Annotated in this window: 17 protein-coding genes; 12 read left to right on the top strand and 5 right to left on the bottom strand. The window is 57.6% G+C overall.

The features are described from left to right. Nucleotides 1-30 precede the first annotated feature (30 nt). Nucleotides 31-1,122: a DUF1176 domain-containing protein gene (locus tag ID864_RS09445; RefSeq protein ID WP_048915241.1), complete on the top strand. Its 1,092-nt coding sequence runs from the start codon at nt 31-33 to the stop codon at nt 1,120-1,122. 302 nt (nt 1,123-1,424) lie between these two features. On the opposite strand, the gene tkt is transcribed toward ID864_RS09445, so the two are convergent. The 3 genes from tkt to rpiB all read right to left on the bottom strand — a co-directional run bounded on the left by tkt (nt 1,425) and on the right by rpiB (nt 5,133). Next, nucleotides 1,425-3,425, bottom strand: a complete 2,001-nt coding sequence (tkt, locus tag ID864_RS09440) for a transketolase (RefSeq protein WP_099753428.1) — start codon at nt 3,423-3,425, stop codon at nt 1,425-1,427. Nucleotides 3,426-3,488: 63 nt separating this feature from the next. After that, on the bottom strand, nt 3,489-4,439 hold the full coding sequence (gene tal, locus ID864_RS09435) for a transaldolase (RefSeq protein ID WP_048915243.1): 951 nt from the start codon (nt 4,437-4,439) through the stop codon (nt 3,489-3,491). A 235-nt stretch (nt 4,440-4,674) separates the two neighbouring features. Further along, nucleotides 4,675-5,133: a ribose 5-phosphate isomerase B gene (rpiB, locus tag ID864_RS09430; RefSeq protein ID WP_048915244.1), complete on the bottom strand. Its 459-nt coding sequence runs from the start codon at nt 5,131-5,133 to the stop codon at nt 4,675-4,677. 311 nt (nt 5,134-5,444) lie between these two features. Between rpiB and ID864_RS09425 the strand changes: the two genes are divergently transcribed. The 7 genes from ID864_RS09425 to maeB all read left to right on the top strand — a co-directional run bounded on the left by ID864_RS09425 (nt 5,445) and on the right by maeB (nt 13,863). Then, the gene (locus ID864_RS09425; RefSeq protein ID WP_099753429.1) at nt 5,445-6,557 is read left to right on the top strand and encodes an MDR/zinc-dependent alcohol dehydrogenase-like family protein; all 1,113 of its coding nucleotides are present in this window, start codon (nt 5,445-5,447) and stop codon (nt 6,555-6,557) included. Nucleotides 6,558-6,627: 70 nt separating this feature from the next. After that, nucleotides 6,628-7,902 carry an MFS transporter gene (locus ID864_RS09420; protein WP_191149760.1) on the top strand — a complete coding sequence of 425 codons (1,275 nt, stop codon included), beginning with the start codon at nt 6,628-6,630 and terminating at the stop codon, nt 7,900-7,902. After that, nucleotides 7,899-8,645, top strand: a complete 747-nt coding sequence (locus tag ID864_RS09415; protein WP_099753431.1) for an SDR family oxidoreductase — start codon at nt 7,899-7,901, stop codon at nt 8,643-8,645. The genes ID864_RS09420 and ID864_RS09415 overlap by 4 nt, the downstream gene beginning before the upstream one ends. Nucleotides 8,646-8,679: 34 nt before the next feature. Continuing rightward, on the top strand, nt 8,680-9,681 hold the full coding sequence (locus ID864_RS09410; protein WP_048915248.1) for a dihydroxyacetone kinase subunit DhaK: 1,002 nt from the start codon (nt 8,680-8,682) through the stop codon (nt 9,679-9,681). A gap of 4 nt (nt 9,682-9,685) precedes the next feature. Then, a complete protein-coding gene (gene dhaL / locus ID864_RS09405) occupies nt 9,686-10,330 on the top strand; it encodes a dihydroxyacetone kinase subunit DhaL (protein ID WP_099753433.1) in 645 nt (214 codons plus the stop codon). A 116-nt stretch (nt 10,331-10,446) separates the two neighbouring features. Further along, the gene (locus ID864_RS09400) at nt 10,447-11,409 is read left to right on the top strand and encodes a sugar-binding transcriptional regulator (protein WP_048915250.1); all 963 of its coding nucleotides are present in this window, start codon (nt 10,447-10,449) and stop codon (nt 11,407-11,409) included. A 174-nt stretch (nt 11,410-11,583) separates the two neighbouring features. Next, complete coding sequence (maeB, locus tag ID864_RS09395) at nt 11,584-13,863, top strand: NADP-dependent oxaloacetate-decarboxylating malate dehydrogenase (protein ID WP_191149759.1); 2,280 nt, start codon at nt 11,584-11,586, stop codon at nt 13,861-13,863. A gap of 38 nt (nt 13,864-13,901) precedes the next feature. On the opposite strand, the gene hemF is transcribed toward maeB, so the two are convergent. Next, the gene (hemF, locus tag ID864_RS09390) at nt 13,902-14,810 is read right to left on the bottom strand and encodes an oxygen-dependent coproporphyrinogen oxidase (protein ID WP_062818120.1); all 909 of its coding nucleotides are present in this window, start codon (nt 14,808-14,810) and stop codon (nt 13,902-13,904) included. 47 nt (nt 14,811-14,857) lie between these two features. Beyond that, the gene (amiA, locus tag ID864_RS09385) at nt 14,858-15,736 is read right to left on the bottom strand and encodes an N-acetylmuramoyl-L-alanine amidase AmiA (RefSeq protein ID WP_048915253.1); all 879 of its coding nucleotides are present in this window, start codon (nt 15,734-15,736) and stop codon (nt 14,858-14,860) included. 207 nt (nt 15,737-15,943) lie between these two features. Between amiA and ID864_RS09380 the strand changes: the two genes are divergently transcribed. The 4 genes from ID864_RS09380 to ID864_RS09365 all read left to right on the top strand — a co-directional run bounded on the left by ID864_RS09380 (nt 15,944) and on the right by ID864_RS09365 (nt 18,528). Then, the gene (locus ID864_RS09380) at nt 15,944-16,369 is read left to right on the top strand and encodes a GNAT family acetyltransferase (RefSeq protein ID WP_048915254.1); all 426 of its coding nucleotides are present in this window, start codon (nt 15,944-15,946) and stop codon (nt 16,367-16,369) included. Nucleotides 16,370-16,378: 9 nt separating this feature from the next. Further along, complete coding sequence (locus ID864_RS09375) at nt 16,379-16,825, top strand: DUF2919 domain-containing protein (protein WP_099753437.1); 447 nt, start codon at nt 16,379-16,381, stop codon at nt 16,823-16,825. Nucleotides 16,826-16,894: 69 nt separating this feature from the next. Next, nucleotides 16,895-17,518 carry an RpoE-regulated lipoprotein gene (locus tag ID864_RS09370; protein ID WP_048915256.1) on the top strand — a complete coding sequence of 208 codons (624 nt, stop codon included), beginning with the start codon at nt 16,895-16,897 and terminating at the stop codon, nt 17,516-17,518. Between the two features lie 116 nt (nt 17,519-17,634). After that, nucleotides 17,635-18,528, top strand: coding sequence for a Dyp-type peroxidase (locus tag ID864_RS09365; protein ID WP_048915257.1), 894 nt, complete (start codon nt 17,635-17,637; stop codon nt 18,526-18,528). Nucleotides 18,529-18,606 lie beyond the last annotated feature (78 nt).

Below are 18,606 nucleotides of genomic sequence, written 5' to 3'. Positions count from 1 at the left end.
TTGCCTCACATCACCGGGACCCCTCGATCAATGCCTTACTGGACGAAATGGTCAGTGCTGCCCCTGTTTTTGTTTGCGGCAGCGTTGCAGGCCCAGCCGTTACAGAAGACTTTTTCTGACTGGCAGATTACCTGCAACAACCTCAACAGCTGCGAAGCGCGCAGTTTCCCTGGCGATAACGGGCTGGCAATGACGCTGGAGCGTGCGGCGGGGAATAATGCCCAGGCCGAACTGCGCATCGATTATGGCAACCGCTACAGTGGCGAACTGACGGGCGGCGCGCTGCGCGACAACCTGCTGCTGGATGGACGACGGCTGCAGCTCGACCTTAAACACTGGGATGTGGAGCCGCACCACCTGCTGACCCATCACGCTATCTCTATCGATGAATTCCTCGCTCAGGTGATGGATGCCGATGCCATCCAGCTGCTCTACCGGGCGGATGCCACGGTGTCGCTGCACGGCCTGAAGGCGGCGCTGCTGCTGATGGATGAGGTGCAGGGGCGCGTCAACGGTGCCAGTGCCTGGATTAAGCGTGGCGACCGCGCCGCGTGGGATGTACCGCCGGTGCCGGCGCTGCCGCAGGTTGCCCCGCCGCCGCGCCCGCCGCTGGCACTGACGCACGATGAAACCAGCGGGCTGATCGATTTCGGCACCTGGCGGGTTAACAGCGATAGCTGTTCGCTTAATCCGCAGCGGCGCGAGGTCAGCGTTTCTCCCTTGAACGATGAGAAGGCACTGCTGCTGGTGAGCTGTGAAATGGGGGCGTATAACACCATCGATCTCGCGTTTGAAGTGACGCGCAGCCAGCCTTATGTCTCCAAAAGCGTCACGCTGACGCTGCCGTTCGCACCGCCCGAGCAGAGCAGTAAACAGCTGGAGCTGGTCAATGCCGACTTTGATGCGGCACGCGGTGAGCTGCTGACCTACAGTAAGGATCGCGGCCTGGGCGACTGCGGTGTGGCGACCCGCTGGCAGTATAATGGTCGCGAGTTTGTGCTGGCGGAATACGCCCAGGAGAGCACCTGTGACGCCTGGCACAGCAGCGACCAGTGGCCGACGCTGTGGGTCAGTAATCATTCCCAGCCACCGGCTACTGCCAGCGTGGAAATGCAGCCTTAATTTCCTTTTCTTTACTCCCCGCTTAATTTCCTGCAGCCCATTGATGTGTCATGGGCTGCACGCCCGCGCCTGCTTATCCCCGCCCTGAAACTCTGTTGATATTAACGCTCTGAATTTCTGAACACCTGGCTATTCACTTTCTCACTATTTATTTATCCAGATTAGCTGGAAGGACCGACTTTTGCCTTATGCCGGTCGTCTGGCCGGGATGGTGGTTGGCATGCTGATCCCTTCCTCGCACTATTGTTCACACCATAAAAAAACCGCCTTGCGGCGGTTTTTTTTTCACATTTATTTCGCTATCAGTGTGGTTTCAGCAGCGCTTCGGCATGGCTGACGATGTTTTCCACCGTAAAGCCAAATTCCGGGAACAGCTTATCAGCGGGAGCCGACTCACCAAATCCGGTCATGCCAACAATAGCGCCGTTCAGGCCGACATATTTATACCAGTAGTCAGCAATTCCGGCTTCCACCGCGACGCGTTTCGTCACGCCGGAAGGCAGTACGGATTCACGGTAGGCGGCATCCTGCGCGTCGAACAGGTCGGTAGAGGGCAGGGAGACTACCCGTACTTTATGGCCGCTGGCCGTCAGTTTTTCAGCTGCGCCCAGGGTAATTTCTACCTCGGAACCGGTCGCGATCAGGATCACTTCCGGCGTGCCGTCGCTGTCTTTCAGCACATAGCCACCGCGTGAGATATTCTCCAGCTGCGCTGGAGTACGCTCCGGCTGCGCCAGGTTCTGACGCGAGAGGATCAGCGCGGTTGGGCCGTGATGACGCTCGACGGCATGCTTCCACGCCACGGCGGTTTCTACCTGGTCGCACGGGCGCCAGACGCTCATATTCGGCGTGACGCGCAGGCTCGCCAGCTGCTCGACCGGCTGGTGGGTTGGGCCATCTTCGCCCAGGCCGATGGAGTCGTGGGTATAAACCATAATCTGGCGCGCCTTCATCAGCGCCGCCATGCGCACCGCGTTACGCGCATATTCCACAAACATCAGGAAGGTGGCGGTATACGGAATAAAGCCGCCGTGATGAGCCAGACCATTGGCAATTGCCGTCATCCCGAACTCGCGCACGCCGTAGTGGATATAGTTACCGGCAAAGTCCTCTTTGATCGACTTTGAGCCTGACCAGATTGTCAGGTTGCTCGGTGCCAGGTCAGCGGAGCCGCCCAGGAACTCTTTCAGCAGCGGACCGTAGGCTTCCAGCGCGTTTTGTGAGGCTTTACGGCTGGCGATTTTCTGTGGATTAGCCTGCAGCTGTTCAATGTATTTCTGGGTCTCTGCCTGCCAGTTATCCGGCATGCCGCCATCCATACGACGAGTAAACTCTGCCGCCAGTTCCGGGTGCGCAGCCTGATAGGCGGCGAACTTTTCGTTCCAGCTTTTCTCGTGTTTCGCACCGGCTTCTTTCGCATCCCACTGCGCATAAATCTCTTTCGGGATCTCAAACGGCGGGTAGTTCCAGCCCAGTTCTTTGCGCGCCAGCGCCACTTCTTCCACGCCCAGCGCAGCACCGTGCGACTCTTCCTTACCGGCTTTATTCGGTGAACCGAAGCCGATAATGGTTTTACAAACGATCAGCGACGGTTTATCGGTGACGCTCTGCGCCTCTTTGATCGCCGCGGCAATGGCGTCCGGGTTATGGCCGTCGATGTCGTGGATCACATGCCAGTGATAGGCTTCAAAGCGTTTCGCCGTGTCGTCAGTAAACCAGCCGTCGGTCTCACCATCAATCGAGATGCCGTTATGGTCATAGAAACCAATCAGCTTGCCAAGGCCGAGCGTACCCGCCAGAGAACTGACTTCATGGGAGATGCCTTCCATCAGGCAGCCATCGCCCATAAATACGTAGGTGAAGTGGTCGACAATTTCGTGGTCAGGGCGGTTGAACTGGGCGCCCAGCGTGCGTTCGGCGATCGCCATCCCCACCGCATTGGCCAGACCCTGGCCCAGCGGGCCGGTGGTGGTTTCCACGCCCGGCGTATAGCCGATCTCCGGATGACCGGGGGTTTTGGAGTGCAGCTGACGGAAGTTTTTCAGCTCTTCTATCGGCAGGTCGTAGCCGCTGAGGTGCAGCAGGCTGTAAAGCAGCATCGAGGCATGACCGTTGGAGAGGATAAAGCGGTCGCGGTCGGCCCATGTTGGGTTGGCCGGGTTGTGATGCAGGAATTCACGCCACAGCACTTCCGCAATATCCGCCATGCCCATCGGTGCGCCAGGGTGGCCGGAATTGGCTTTTTGCACGGCGTCCATACTGAGTGCGCGGATTGCGTTAGCCAGTTCTCTACGTTGAGACATAATTTTCTCCCGAAAGTGGTGGAGGCGGGCCAGTGGCCCGCCTTAATAGAGGTAATAAAGAGGTTACAGCTTAGCGGCGAGCACATCTTCCAGCTTCTGCTGGTCGACGGCGAACTGACGAATACCTTCCGCCAGTTTTTCTACTGCCATTGGGTCCTGATTGTGTTCCCAGCGGAATTCAGATTCAGACAGCGAGGCTGGCTGATGGAAAGCTTCGGTTGATGGGGTCAGCTTGCGCTCCAGCGGCGCGTTGCTGGCCTGCAGTTCTTCCAGCAGATTAGGGGAGATGGTCAGGCGGTCACAGCCTGCCAGCGCAACAATTTGCTCGGTCTTACGGAAGCTGGCACCCATGATCACGGTGTTGTAGCGGTGCTGCTTATAGTATTCGTAGATCTTACGTACCGACTGCACGCCTGGATCTTCATCCACGTTATACGGGTCCAGCGGTTTGCGGCTGTTGTACCAGTCGTAGATACGGCCAACAAACGGGGAGATCAGGAACACGCCCGCTTCGGCACAGGCACGGGCCTGGGCGAAGGAGAACAGCAGCGTCAGGTTACACTGGATGCCGTTCTTTTCCAGCTCTTCCGCCGCTTTGATGCCTTCCCAGGTGGAAGCCAGTTTGATCAGGATGCGCGAGCGGTCAATGCCGTTCTCTTCATACATTCTTACCAGCTTCTCGGCTTTGGTCACGCACATACCGCGGTCAAAGGAGAGGCGCGCATCCACCTCGGTAGAAACACGGCCGGGAACGCTTTTCAGAATTTCCATACCGAGGTTGATGGCGACTTTGTCGCTGGCGTTAATGATCTGGGTCTCTTTACTGCCGCCCTGTTTTTTAGCGTAGTCGATGGCGTCAGTAATCAGATGCTTATAAGAGTCGAGGCCGGAGGCTTTCAGGATCAGAGACGGGTTAGTGGTAGCATCCTGCGGGTGGTAGTTACGAATCGATTCAATATCACCACTGTCTGCCACCACGGTGGTGAATTGTTTTAGTGCGTCTAGCTGGTTCATCTCTTTAAGCTCCTTGAATACCCTTGATACTTCAGGCTGCACAGGCGCTAAGTGCCTGCCTGCAACCCCAACTATTTTGGGTGTAACGATGATAAGAAAAATATCTCAGGCGGATCACAGTGCATCAGGCGCTGTCGAATAGGAATGCGCTTTTTCTGATTGTTGCAATGGGCCCGCCCAATGGGTGATGCCTTATCACTCTTAGCGGAAGTTTACGCCATCGCGGCGCTGACCTTTAACCGCCGGTAAGCTGCTCGTAGTAACCAATTCTTTCGATTTTAGGCGCCGAACGGCCCCCTTCAAATTCGGCTTTGAGCCAGGCTGCCACAATGGATTTTGCCAGCTCCAGCCCAATTACGCGGGCGCCCAACGTGATGATTTGCGCGTTATTGCTTTTACGCGCGCGCTCAGCTGAGTAAGTGTCATGACACTGAGCGGCGCGGATGCCGGGCACTTTATTCGCCGTGATACTCATTCCTATGCCCGTACCGCACACCAGGATGCCACGTTGATGCCGGCCAGTCTTGATGGCTTGTGCCACTGTCCAGGCAATATCAGGGTAGGCGCAACCGCTCTCCTGCTGCATGTCAGCACTGTAATCAGTGGTGGCAAAGCCCGCCTGCTGCAGGTAGTTGACCAGGATGTTTTTTAACTCAATGGCGGCATCATCAGCGCCAATCGCAATAGAAAGCATAGCAGATCTCCAAAATAACGTGACGGAAGCGGCGCGATCCCTGGGATCGCACCGGCACAGAAGTACCCTAATCGCAATAAAACAAATGTTCAATAGAAGTTCATTTGATTATTAGTTTTCTGGCTGTTCACAAAAATAAAATAGGGTCTTGTCACATTTTCAGGATCTGAAAACGAGTGTTAACCCACTAATTACGCGTTTTATGCACCAAATCACAATTTAAGCTCTCTCCGGTTGGCTTATCCATAAGCCCTGCGTACTGTTCAATTGTTACTTGGATGTGTAAATGATCAAAAGTTGAGGAGATGATTATGTGCCAGCAGTGTGAAGTGCAGAACCGCCGTAAAGAGGGAATTCCGTCACGGATGAAGGCTGTTGTGGCATTTGCGCCCGGAGACTACCGCCTGCAGGAAGTGGAGGTGCCGTCCATTGGCCCGGGCGAAATTCTGGTGAAGGTTGAGGCTTGCGGGATATGCGCAGGCGATGTCAAAGCCTGGGAGGGCGCGCCGAGCTTCTGGGGCGATGACAAGCAGCCTGCCTATATTAAGGCGCCAATGATCCCCGGCCATGAATTTATTGGTCATGTCGTGGCGCTGGCCGACGATGTTGAACAGTTTGCGCTAGGCGATAGGGTGATCTCCGAGCAGATTGTGCCGTGCTGGGGCTGCCGTTTCTGCAATCGCGGTCAGTACTGGATGTGTGAAAAACACGATCTGTACGGTTTCCAGAACAACGTCAATGGCGGTATGGCGCAGTATATGAAGTTCACCAAAGAGGCGATCAACTACCACGTGCCCGCTGAGCTGCCAATTGAAGATGCCATTCTGATTGAGCCTTACGCCTGTTCGTTCCACGCCGTGCAGCGTGCCAACATCAAGCTGGGCGATGTGGTGGTGCTGGCAGGAGCGGGGACGCTGGGCCTGGGAATGATCGGGGCAATCAAGAAATCCGGCCCGGCGAAACTGGTGGTGCTGGACCTTTCTGACGACCGTCTGGAACTGGCAAAGCGCTTCGGCGCCGATATGGTCATTAACCCCGCGCGTCAGGACGCGGAGAAAATCGTTAAGGAGATGACTGAAGGATACGGCTGCGACATCTATATCGAAGCGACCGGTGCAGGAAAATCTGTTGAGCAGGGGCTGGCGATGATCCGCAAGCTCGGCACGTTCGTCGAATTCTCGGTATTCAAAGATCCGGTCAGTATCGACTGGAGCATTATCAGCGATCGCAAAGAGCTTGACGTGCTCGGTTCCCACCTTGGTCCTTACTGTTACCCGCTGGTCATTGAGGGCATTCGTGACGGATCGCTGCCGACCCGTGGCGTGGTGACACACACCTTGCCGCTTGAACGTTTTGCTGAAGGATTTGACCTGATGAAGCGCGGTGTTGATTCCATCAAAGTGGTGCTCAATCCCAATCTTTAAACCAAATCTCACGGTGCGGTCGTCCCGCTTAATCCGGGCGCACTTCCTGACATTTTTTCCAGGGGGTTGTATGTTGCAACGAATGATTGACCGCATTGGCCTGTCGCCGAAGCTGCTGTTGGGCTATGCCGGGGTACTGATCTTTATGATGGGTGAGGGGCTGGAGCAGGGCTGGCTGTCGCCTTATCTGATTGAGAATGGCATGACCGTTCAGCAGTCTGCGCTGCTGTTTAGCGTTTACGGTTTTGCCGCCGCGATTGCCGCGTGGTTCTCTGGCGTGCTGGCAGAGATCTTCACCGCCAGGCGGGTGATGCTGGCCGGGCTGGTGATGTTTATGATCGGCTCTGTGCTGTTCCTCACTTTCGGTCTGCCCAGCCATCATCTGGCAACCATGATCCCGACTTACGCGTTGCGTGGCCTGGGTTATCCGCTGTTTGCCTACGGTTTTCTGGTGTGGGTCGCGTATGAGGCACCGAAAGAGCGCCTCGGCTCGGCGGTGGGCATCTTCTGGTTTGTCTACAGCGGCGGCCTGAGCGTGCTCGGGGTGCTTTACTCCAGCATTGCCTTGCCCTGGCTCGGGGAGATCCACACGCTATGGAGTGCACTGATTTTTGTCATGCTCGGTGCGATGATCGCCCTGTTCCTCAACCGCGGCGGTGAGACGGTAGAGGAAAAACGCGAGAAACCGTCGCTGGCATATGTATTGAAGGGCATCACCATTGCCTTTGAAAATCCGAAGATTGGCCTTGGCGGTATCGTGCGCACTATCAATACCTCGGCGGCGTATGGCTTCGTGGTGTTTATGCCGACCTACATGATGGACCTGGGCTTTACCCGCACCGACTGGCTGCACATGTACGCCGCGCTGTGGGGCGTCAATATCATCTTCAACCTGCTGTTCGGCATTGTCAGTGACGGTTTAGGCTGGCGCAACGTGGTGATGTGGTTTGGCTGCATCGGCTGCGCGATGACTACCCTGTTGTTCTTCTATATGCCGCAGTGGATTGGCCCCAACTACTGGGCTACCGTCACTATGGCCGGGCTGTTCGGCGCCTGCCTGGCGGCATTTGTGCCCTTGTCAGCCCTGATGCCCACCCTGGCACCTGAAAATAAAGGTGCCGCGATGTCGATTCTCAATCTGGGCGCAGGGCTGAGTACCTTTGTCGGCCCGGCGGTGGTCGGGCTGTTTATCGGTTCGCTCGGCGCTACCGGGGTGATCTGGATTTACACCGGTCTCTATCTGGTGGCGGCGCTGCTGATGAAGTTCGTCACGCTGCCTGCGGGTTCATCGCACCCGGTACCTTCGGCCTCCGGCCCGCTGATTAAACAAAAAGGAGCTTCATGATGAAACTGCCATTAGACGGCAAAGTTGCGCTAATTACCGGTGGTGCGGCAGGCATTGGTTATGCCATCGCCCAGGAATTTTTGCAGCAGGGAGCGCGAGTGGCGCTGCTGGATCGTGACGACCGTGTGGGGCACATTGCCGCCGCATTAAACGCTGAACACGCGCTGGGTATAGCGTTGGATGTGACTGTACCCACGGCGGTTAACGCGGCGGTGGCAGAGGTGATTAGCCACTTTGGTGCGCTGGATATTGCCGTCAACTGTGCCGGCGTGGCGCTGCTTGGGCCGGCGGAAGCGCTCAGTGAAGCAGACTGGGACCGAACGCTGGATATCAATCTTAAAGGCACGTTTTTAGTGTGTCAGGCGGCGGGGCAGTATTTCCTGCGTCAGCAAAGCGGCAACATTATCAATATGGCCTCGCAGGCAAGCGTGGTAGCGCTGCCGCAGCACATTGCCTACTGCGCCAGTAAAGCGGCGGTGGTGGGGTTAACCCAGGTGCTGGCGCTGGAGTGGGGACCGCACAATATCAACGTCAACGCCATCTCTCCGACCGTGGTGCTGACCGAGCTGGGCGCGAAAGCCTGGGCAGGCGAAGCCGGGGAAGCCCACAAAAAACAGATCCCGCTGCGTCGCTTTGCTGAGCCAGCGCACATTGCCGCTACCGCACTGTTCCTTGCCAGCCCTGGAGCGGCAATGATGAACGGCGCCAATGTGGTGGTCGACGGTGGTTTCACCATCTGCTGAGGTGCCACAGGCGCATCAATAATAAGGAGTGACAATGAATCGCATTATTAACGACCCCGATTATGTTGTAGAGGATGCCATCCAGGGCTATCTGAAAGCGCATCCAGCGGTGTATCAGGCGACTGAAAATCCGCGCGTACTGAAGCGCCCGCAGGCCCCCATCAAGGGGAAAGTCGGGGTAATCACCGGCGGAGGTTCCGGGCATGAACCCGCATTCCTCGGCTATATGGGAGAGAACATGCTCGATGCCGTGGCGATTGGTGAAGTGTTCTCCTCGCCAACGGCAGGTGCTTTCCTCGACGCGTGCAAAGCGGCGGACGGCGGTGCGGGTGTCGCCTGTCTGTACGGTAACTACGCGGGCGATAATATGAACGTCAAAATGGCAATCAAAAAAGCGACCGCTGCGGGCATTGAGGTAAAAACCGTGGTGGCGAACGATGATGTCGCCTCCGCTCCGGCCAGTGAAAAAGCACGACGTCGCGGCGTAGCGGGCGAAATTCTGATGTGGAAAGTCGGGGCGGCGGCGGCGGCTCTGGGATATGACCTCGATGGCGTGATCGGCGTAGCGCAAAAGGCGATCGATAACTGTCGTTCCATCGGCGTCGGTTTGAGTTCCTGCACGATTCCTGCAGTGGGTAAACCGAATTTCCATATTGAGCCGGGCACGATGGAGATTGGCATCGGCCATCACGGTGAACCTGGGATCGAAGTGGTTCCGACTCAGAGCGCACGTGAGATCGCGGCCACCATGCTGAACTTTGTGCTGGAGGAGCCTGTAAGCGGCCCACATCCGGAGGTGGTGGTGCTGGCGTCCGGTCTTGGGGCCACGCCGGTAATGGAACTCTATATTTATTACGCCGAAGTAGAGAGGCTGCTGACGGAAAAAGGTATTCGGGTCCACCGGGCGCTAGTCGGTAACTACTTTACCTCGCTGGAGATGATGGGCGTGACGCTAACAGTGATGACGCTGGACGATGAACTGAAGAAACTGGTGGACCTGCCAACGCAGGCGCCGGGTTTAACCCACATGGAGTGAGATCATGACACAATTTTCGACGCAGCACGGCGACATCCTCGTGAACGATCTGGTTAGCGTTATTCGGCAAAATCGTGATTACCTGAGCGAGATTGACGGGGCTATCGGCGATGGCGATCACGGCATCAATATGGCTAAGGGATTCACTCAGTGTGGGGAGAAACTCTCGCCACAGCATTCGCTGGCGCAGGCGTTCGACAAGCTTTCAGATGCGCTGATGGAGGGGATCGGCGGATCGATGGGGCCGTTATACGGTAGCCTGTTTATGGGAATGGCCGACAGCATCCGCGACAAGTCCGCGCTGAGCGCCCCCGAGTTTGCCGCCATGCTGCGGGCTGGGCTTAGCGAGCTGCAGGATATCAGTGAGGCGGGCGTTGGCGACAAATGCCTGATGGATACGCTGATCCCGGCGGTGGAAGCGGCAGAGGCGACGGCGGCAAACGGTTATCCTGCCATGTTAGCCGCGCTGACGCAGGCGGCGGTTAAAGGGCGAGACTCAACCAAAGATCTGGTGGCGAAAATCGGCCGCGCCAGCCGTCTTGGTGAACGCTCTCGCGGCGTGCTGGATGCTGGCGCAGTCTCCTGCTGTCTGCTGTTGACGCAGATGGCAGATTGCGTCGAGCGTTCCTTAAGTACGGAAACAGCCTAATTTGACGAGAGAGAAATCCGCCCGGTCAAAGTAAAAAATGGTGTAAATTGTTGCCTGAGGCGCGGTGAGTTCTTCCGCGCCAGCACCTCAAACCGACAAGAGAGACGACTGCCCGGATGGAAAAAAACACGCTATCTCAGGACACTGAACTGCTGACGGAAATTGCCGTTGCATATTATCAGGATGAAATCACCCAAGAAGAGATTGCGCGTAAATTTGGTATCTCCCGTATTAAAGTGGGGCGCCTGCTCAAGCGGGCGAAAGAAGAGGGCATCGTTGAGATTAACGTGCGTTATCACCCGGTGTTCAGTACCCGGCTGGAGCAGCAGCTGCTGGAGCGCTTCCCGCTGCAGCGGGCGCTGATCGCCCTCGACCATCAGGATGAAGAAGAGCAGCGCCGTCAGGTGGCAGCCCTGGTGGCGATGCATCTCTCGCAGTCGCTAAAAGATAACGCGGTGGTGGCGGTCGGGCAGGGGCGCAATATCGCGGCGGTGGCGGACCACCCTGGCAGCGTTCCCACCCGCAGCTGCCACTTTATCAGCGGCATTGGCGGCACCCACCGTCCCGGTGATGCCATTAACGCCGACCATATTAGCCGCCGCCTGGCGAAAAAATTTGGCGGGATCAGCGAAACGCTTTACGCCCCGGCCTATGTGGAAAACCGGGCGTTGAAAGCGGCTTTTATGCAGAACGGCACCATTAAAGAGACGCTGGACCGCGCCCGTAAAGCGGATGTGGCACTGGTCGGTATCGGCGATATGAACGAAAATAGCTATATGGTAAAGCTCGGCTGGTTCACCCCGCATGAGATCATTGATGCCAGCCTTAATCAGGGCGTGATCGGCGACATCGCTGGTTATGACTTCTTCAACGCGCACGGTCAGCATGTGGATACGGTAATGAACGATCGGGTGATTGGCCTGAGCATTGATGAACTGCGTAAAATTCCCTGCGTGATTGCCATCGCCTCCGAAAACACCAAAGCGATGGCGATTCTCGGTGCATTGCGCACTGGCGCGATCGATATTATTGCCACTTCCGCACAGAATATCCGTACGTTATTGAATATGACCAAATAATGTTTCGCGGGCTGAGCGAAAAAGAGGGTCAGCCCTACTGTAGGGGGCGATCCTCTTTTTCGATCGGCCCTTATCATGCGATTGCCAATTCTATGCACTCCCTCAAGTTTTTCCCCCGTCCGCCCCTTCTATACTGGGATGTTTGTACCCTCAGAAAAGAAAAGGATCCTGCGAATGGACGATCAGTTAAAACAGAGTGCGCTCGATTTTCATCAGTTCCCGGTCCCGGGAAAAATTCAGGTTTCCCCGACTAAGCCGCTCGCCACCCAGCGCGATCTGGCGCTGGCCTACTCCCCTGGCGTGGCTGCGCCTTGCCTGGAGATTGCCGCCGATCCGCTGGCGGCGGATAAATACACCGCCCGTGCCAACCTGGTGGCGGTGATCTCCAACGGTACGGCAGTGCTCGGGCTGGGCAATATCGGCGCGCTGGCGAGTAAGCCGGTGATGGAGGGGAAGGGCGTACTGTTTAAGAAATTCGCCGGGATCGACGTGTTTGATATCGAAGTGGACGAGCTGGATCCCGACAGGCTGATCGACGTGGTGGCGGCGCTGGAGCCGACTTTTGGCGGTATTAATCTGGAGGATATCAAAGCGCCAGAGTGCTTCTACATCGAAAAGAAACTGCGCGAGCGCATGAATATCCCGGTGTTCCACGACGATCAGCACGGCACGGCGATCATCTGTACCGCCGCGGTGCTCAACGGGCTGCGCGTGGTGAAGAAAAACATCTCCGACGTGCGGCTGGTGGTCTCCGGCGCCGGCGCTTCTGCCATTGCCTGCCTTAACCTGCTGGTGGCGCTGGGTATGCAGAAGCACAACATCGTGGTGTGCGATTCGAAAGGGGTGATCTACCAGGGCCGTGACGCCAACATGGAACAGACCAAGGCAGCCTATGCGGTAGCCGACAGCGGCAAGCGCAGCCTGCTCGAGGTGATTGCTGATGCCGATATCTTCCTCGGCTGCTCCGGGCCAAAAGTGATGACTCAGGAGATGGTAAAACGGATGGCGCGTGACCCGCTGATCCTCGCGCTGGCCAACCCGGAGCCGGAGATCCTGCCGCCGCTGGCGAAAGAGGTGCGCCCGGATGCCATTATCTGCACCGGCCGCTCGGACTTCCCCAATCAGGTGAATAACGTGCTGTGCTTCCCGTTTATCTTCCGCGGGGCGCTCGACGTGGGTGCGACGGCAATTAACGAGGAGATGAAGCTGGCGGCGGTGCACGCTATTGCCGAACTGGCGCTGGCGGAGCAGAGCGACGTGGTTGCCTCGGCCTACGGCGATCAGGAGCTGTCGTTTGGCCCGGAGTACCTGATCCCCAAACCGTTTGACCCGCGTCTGATTGTGCAGATCGCCCCGGCGGTAGCGAAAGCGGCGATGGAGTCCGGCGTGGCGCGCAGGCCGATTGCCGACTTCGATGCCTATCGCGAAAAGCTGATGGAGTTCGTCTATAAAACCAACCTGTTTATGAAACCGGTGTTCTCGCAGGCGCGTAAGGATCCGAAGCGGGTGGTGCTGGCCGAAGGGGAGGAGGCGCGCGTGCTGCACGCCACGCAGGAGCTGGTGACGCTCGGCCTGGCAAAACCGATCCTGATTGGTCGCCCAAGCGTGATCGAGATGCGCTTGCAGAAGCTGGGGCTGAAAATTGAGGCGGGCAAAGACTTCGAGATGGTGAACAACGAATCCGATCCGCGCTTCAAAGAGTACTGGAACGAGTATTACCAGATCATGAAGCGACGCGGCGTTTCACCGCAGCAGGCGCAGCGGGCGGTGATTGGTAATCCGACGCTGATTGGCGCGATTATGGTTCATCGCGGTGAAGCCGACGCGCTGATCTGCGGCACCGTCGGCGACTACAAGCAGCATTACGACATTGTGGAGAAGCTGTTTGGCTTCCGTGCGGATGTGAAAGTCGCCGGAGCGATGAATGCGCTGGAGCTGCCGAGCGGCAATACTTTTATTGCCGATACCTACGTCAACGAAAACCCGACCCCGGAACAGCTGGCCGAGCTGACGCTGATGGCGGCAGAAACCGTGCGCCGCTTCGGCATTGAGCCTAAAGTTGCCCTGCTGTCGCACTCCAGCTTTGGCGCTTCCGATGCGCCCGCCGCCCGCAAGATGCGTGACACGCTGGCGCTGGTGAAGGCGCGTGCGCCAGATCTGGAAATCGACGGGGAGATGCACGGCGACGCCGCGCTGGTGGAGAGTATTCGCCAGGATCTGATGCCGGACAGCCCGCTAAAAGGGTCTGCCAACATTCTGATTATGCCGAACGTAGAGGCGGCGCGTATCAGCTACAACCTGCTGCGCGTCTCCTGCTCCGACGGCGTGACGGTTGGCCCGGTACTGATGGGGATTGCCAAACCGGTCCACGTGCTGACACCGATCTCTTCGGTGCGGCGCATCGTGAATATGGTGGCGCTGGCGGTGGTGGAGGCGCAAACCGCCCCGCTCTGATCCTCAAAAAGGCCGGGTGAGATGCCCGGCCGCTTCATTTAGATCCACTCGCGGGGGACGATAAAATCGCTGTACAGCGCGGCTTCCGGCGTGCCGGGCTGCGGCTGATAGTCATATTCCCAGCGCACCAGCGGCGGCATCGACATCAGGATCGATTCAGTGCGGCCCCCGGTTTGCAGGCCAAACAGCGTGCCGCGATCCCATACCAGGTTAAACTCGACGTAGCGCCCGCGGCGATAGAGCTGGAAATCGCGCTCGCGTTCGCCCCACGGCATCGCCTTGCGGCGCTCGACAATCGGCAGATAGGCGTCGGTAAAGCCATTGCCTACCGCCTGCATAAAGCCGAAGCTCTGGTCGAAATCCGGCGTGTTCAGATCGTCAAAGAACAGCCCGCCGATACCGCGCTGCTCGTTACGGTGCTTGAGATAGAAGTAATCATCGCACCACTTTTTATAGCGTGGATAGAGATCTTCGCCGAACGGCTGGCACAGGTCGGCAGCGGTCTGGTGCCAGTGCACCGCATCTTCTTCGAAGCCGTAATAGGGCGTCAGATCGAAACCGCCACCAAACCACCACACCGGGTCGGCGCCCGGTTTCTCGGCGATAAAGAAGCGCACGTTGGCGTGGCTGGTCGGGATATAGGGATTTTCAGGGTGGATCACCAGCGATACGCCCATCGCCTCAAAGCTGCGTCCCGCCAGTTCCGGGCGGTGAGCGGTGGCGGAAGCCGGCATTGCATCACCGTGTACGTGAGAAAAATTCACGCCAGCCTGCTCGAACACCCGGCCCTGACGCAGTACGCGACTGCGCCCGCCACCGCCGCCAGGGCGGTCCCAGCTGTCTTCGGCAAAACCGGCTGCGCCATCGGCGGCGGCCAGCTTGCGACAAATTTCATCCTGCAGGTGGAGTAAAAATTGCTTAACCTGGGCGATATCCGGAGTGTTCATGAGTAAATCCTGTGGCAAAAAGACGCGCGGATTATACGCCATTTGGCTCAGCCTGTGCGCCTGGTCGCATCATACTCGTCAAAAAAGCTGACGATGCCGTCGGCGATCGCCCCGGCAATTTTCTGGCGAAACGCGGTGGTGCCGAGCAGGCGCTCCTCGTCAGGGTTGGTGATAAATGAGGTTTCCACCAGCACTGACGGGATGGAGGGCGACTTCAGCACCGCAAACGCCGCCTGCTCGGTGTGCTGGCTGTGCAGATGGTGTACCGGGCGGATCTGGCTCAGCACGTGCTTGCCGAGGGTCAGGCTATTTTTAATGGTATCGGTCTGCACCAGGTCAAACAGCACCTGCTGCAGATAGTGATCTTTCGCCGCCACTTTGACGCCGCCGGCGTCATCTGCCGCGTTTTCACGCTCGGAGAGGTAGCGTGCCATGGTACTGCTGGCGCCACGATTTGACAGGGCGAAGACCGAGGCGCCGTTAGCGCTCGGGCTGGTAAACCCGTCGGCGTGCACCGACATAAACAGGTCAGCACCGTGCTGATGGGCGATCTCCACGCGCTCGCCGAGCGGAATAAAGCGATCGGTTTCGCGCGTCAGGCGCACTTCAATACGCGGATGGTCACCCAGCAGGTGACGAATATGGTTGGCGATCTCCAGCACCACGTGCTTCTCCTCCGAGCCTTCATGACCGACCGCGCCGGAGTCAATCCCGCCGTGGCCGGGGTCAATCATCACGATACGTTTAGCGTTTTTCGCGCGCGGCGGCGGTGGAGAAACCGGCCTCGGCAGAACTGAACTGCCCCGCAGCGTGGCCTCTTCTTGTTTTGCGCGGGCCGGTCTGTTCGCCAGCAGCGCCAGCGCCAGGCCGGAGAGCAGAAGCTGACGGCGGCTGGTGAGCGGCGTCAGCTGAGAAATCTTTTTCATAAGAAGATCCTGAAGCATTAAGTGCTTATTGTTATATCGTAACGATGCATCGACAGCGAGGGGGGAACTATTTCAGGTTTTTACCAGTTATTTCAGCTGACTAATTGCACAACGGCCGTTTTTTTTCTTTCAGGTGCGTTAACAGACTTGCACCCGCAGAAGAAAGCGTGATAATCAGCAAATTAGCCTTAACATCAGGTATATCCCATGGAAATCCGCGCATTCCGACAAGATGATTTTGAAGAAGTGATCACCCTTTGGGAGCGTTGCGATTTGTTACGTCCGTGGAATGACCCGGAAATGGATATCGAGCGTAAGCTCAATCACGACCCGGATCTGTTCCTGGTGGCGGTGGTGGGGGGCGAGATCGTTGGCACGCTGATGGGCGGCTACGACGGACATCGCGGCTCTGCCTATTATCTCGGCGTGCACCCTGATTATCAGGGCCGTGGCTTTGCCAACGCGCTGATTAATCGCCTGGAGAAAAAACTGATTGCGCGCGGCTGCCCAAAAATCAATGTGATGGTGCGCGAAGAGAACGATGCGGTTGCGGGCTTTTACGAAAAGCTGGATTATGAAACTCAGGACAGCCTGCTGCTTGGCAAGCGTCTGATTGAAGACCGCGAGTATTAATTTATTATTTTGAATTATTCCCCTGATGATTACGACGCCAAAGGCCAGCTGCGACTGCCGCTGAGCTTTTGGGCGATCTTACTGCTGCAGGCCCGCACCTGGGTGATGTTTGTTATGGCCGGTGCGTCGCGCCAGCAGGGCACGCAGCTGCTGGAGCTGTTCTACCCGGATACTCACTCGTTTTGGCTCGGCCTGGGTTTTGGCATTCCAGCCGCCATCGGCCTGCTGCTGACCGGTTATCGTCAGCGCCTGCCGCGCCTGTGGCAGGCCTGGCGCTGGGTGCTGATTATCACGCTGGCGGTGACGATGCTGGCGCCGCTGCTGATGCAGTGGCAGGAAGAGGATCCGCTCTCCGAACTGCTGCTGATGGTGACGCTGCTGGATGGCCTTGCGCTGCTGGCGCTGCTGTTCTCCCCGCGGCTGCGCGACTGCTTCGACCCGGCAAAAAATCATTAAATAAAACTTTTTTGCCTGCCGGTACTCCAAGCAGGTAATTAAGGACCCCGTTTATTCACTGGAGTTGTCATGAAAACTTTTCGCCCGGCGCTGTTAATCGCCACCATCATGCTGGCTGGCTGCGCCGGTTCCTCTTCTTCGCAGCCGCAAAGCGCCTCGTCGTCCACCTGGTGGAATCCGATTTCCTGGTCGTGGTCCAGCCTGTCCCCCACGCACTGGTTTAGTTCTTCGCTGCAGGTGAGCGAGCAGGGCGTGGGTAAAGTCAATGGCAGCACCGCCATGCAGCAGGAGGCGATAGAGGATGGCCTGAGCGGCAACTATCAGCTGCGCCAGGGGATGCGCACCGCCAACGGTAATATCGTGCACTTCTGGCAGGCGCTGGACAGCGACAAACAGGTCAAGATGGTGCTGACGGGGCAGACGACCGTTAACCAGATTGAGGTCAGCGACAGCGATGTGGCCACTGAGAGCGGCGTTAAGATCGGCACGCCATTCAGCGATCTCTACAGCAAAGCGTTTGGCGCCTGCCAGCAGACCAGCGCAGGCGACAGCGCCAGCGTGGAGTGTAAGGCGCCGGGCAGCCAGCACATCAGCTACCAGTTCAGCGGCGAATGGCACGGGCCGGAAGGATTGATGCCGTCTGACGATGCGTTGAAAAGCTGGAAGCTGAGCAAAATTATCTGGCGCCGCTAAAGCCTGGCGACAAAGACCCCAGTAATACTGCGTATAAATAGTCTCCTGGCGGTACGATTTAAGGTATGATACGGCGCAAAATCGACCAGAAATAACCTGAACGCCAGGAGAGCAGTATGTCCCATTTCCAGAGCGGCATTTTGTTAGAACATCGCCGTTTTGCTATTTACCTTGAAGCCATGGTGGCGGGCGATATTGCCGATCTGCGCCGCGCCGTGGCGAACTTCTTACAGCAGTTAGCAGCACTGCAGCAGCAGTACCCGGATGCCGGCCTCGGTGCCGTGATTGCTTTTGGCAACGGCCTGTGGAGCGACCTCAATCCGTCACAGGTCAGCGAGCTGAAAGATTTCCTGCCGCTGGGCAAGGGCATGGCCCCCGCCACCCAGCGCGACCTGCTGATCCATATTCAGTCGCTGCGTCACGATGTTAACTTTAGCCTTGCCCAGGCTGCGCTCGCGGCCTTTGGTGACACCCTGCGCATTGCCGAAGAGACGCACGGCTTCCGCTGGACGGAAGACCGCGATCTGAGCGGCTTTGTTGACGGCACTGAAAACCCTCAGGGTGAAAAGCGCCAGCAGGTGGCGATTATTGCCGCGGGCGCTAATGCGGGGGGGAGCTACGTGTTCAGCCAGCGCTGGCAGCACAATCTGAAAATGTTTAACCGCCTGGCGGTGGATAAGCAGGAGCAGATTATGGGCCGTACCAAAGTCAGTAATGAAGAGCTGGAAGGGGATGCCCGCCCGGCGACCTCACACGTGGCGCGCGTTGACCTTAAGGAAAATGGGGCAGGGCTGAAGATCCTGCGTCAGAGCCTGCCGTACGGCACGGCCAGCGGCACCAACGGGCTGTTTTTCCTCGCCTATTGCCATACGCTACATAACATTGAGCAGCAGCTGCTGAGCATGTTTGGCGAAACCGACGGCAAGTTCGATGCGATGCTGCGCTTCACCAAGCCGGTAAGCGGCAGCTACTTCTATGCGCCGTCGCTGGAGCAGCTAGCGGCGTTGTAATGTCAGTTAGCCACACGTAGGGTCCAGGCATGCCTGGACCGGGCGGGTCATGACCCGCCCCGACGTTCATTTCCCATC

Source organism: Erwinia aphidicola, from assembly GCF_014773485.1.
Classification (GTDB): Bacteria; Pseudomonadota; Gammaproteobacteria; order Enterobacterales; family Enterobacteriaceae; genus Erwinia; species Erwinia aphidicola.
This window is presented reverse-complemented; position numbering and strand designations above follow the sequence as displayed.

Excerpts from the sequence above, each read along its gene's own strand:
- ID864_RS09410 (WP_048915248.1), top strand. The coding sequence starts at position 8,680 with ATGAATCGCATTATTAACGACCCCGATTATGTTGTAGAGGATGCCATC.
- ID864_RS09415 (WP_099753431.1), top strand. The coding sequence starts at position 7,899 with ATGATGAAACTGCCATTAGACGGCAAAGTTGCGCTAATTACCGGTGGT.
- tkt (WP_099753428.1), bottom strand. The coding sequence starts at position 3,425 with ATGTCTCAACGTAGAGAACTGGCTAACGCAATCCGCGCACTCAGTATG.
- amiA (WP_048915253.1), bottom strand. The coding sequence starts at position 15,736 with ATGAAAAAGATTTCTCAGCTGACGCCGCTCACCAGCCGCCGTCAGCTT.
- hemF (WP_062818120.1), bottom strand. The coding sequence starts at position 14,810 with ATGAACACTCCGGATATCGCCCAGGTTAAGCAATTTTTACTCCACCTG.
- ID864_RS09420 (WP_191149760.1), top strand. The coding sequence starts at position 6,628 with ATGTTGCAACGAATGATTGACCGCATTGGCCTGTCGCCGAAGCTGCTG.
- dhaL (WP_099753433.1), top strand. The coding sequence starts at position 9,686 with ATGACACAATTTTCGACGCAGCACGGCGACATCCTCGTGAACGATCTG.
- ID864_RS09400 (WP_048915250.1), top strand. The coding sequence starts at position 10,447 with ATGGAAAAAAACACGCTATCTCAGGACACTGAACTGCTGACGGAAATT.
- tal (WP_048915243.1), bottom strand. The coding sequence starts at position 4,439 with ATGAACCAGCTAGACGCACTAAAACAATTCACCACCGTGGTGGCAGAC.
- ID864_RS09370 (WP_048915256.1), top strand. The coding sequence starts at position 16,895 with ATGAAAACTTTTCGCCCGGCGCTGTTAATCGCCACCATCATGCTGGCT.
- rpiB (WP_048915244.1), bottom strand. The coding sequence starts at position 5,133 with ATGCTTTCTATTGCGATTGGCGCTGATGATGCCGCCATTGAGTTAAAA.
- maeB (WP_191149759.1), top strand. The coding sequence starts at position 11,584 with ATGGACGATCAGTTAAAACAGAGTGCGCTCGATTTTCATCAGTTCCCG.
- ID864_RS09365 (WP_048915257.1), top strand. The coding sequence starts at position 17,635 with ATGTCCCATTTCCAGAGCGGCATTTTGTTAGAACATCGCCGTTTTGCT.
- ID864_RS09380 (WP_048915254.1), top strand. The coding sequence starts at position 15,944 with ATGGAAATCCGCGCATTCCGACAAGATGATTTTGAAGAAGTGATCACC.
- ID864_RS09425 (WP_099753429.1), top strand. The coding sequence starts at position 5,445 with ATGTGCCAGCAGTGTGAAGTGCAGAACCGCCGTAAAGAGGGAATTCCG.
- ID864_RS09445 (WP_048915241.1), top strand. The coding sequence starts at position 31 with ATGCCTTACTGGACGAAATGGTCAGTGCTGCCCCTGTTTTTGTTTGCG.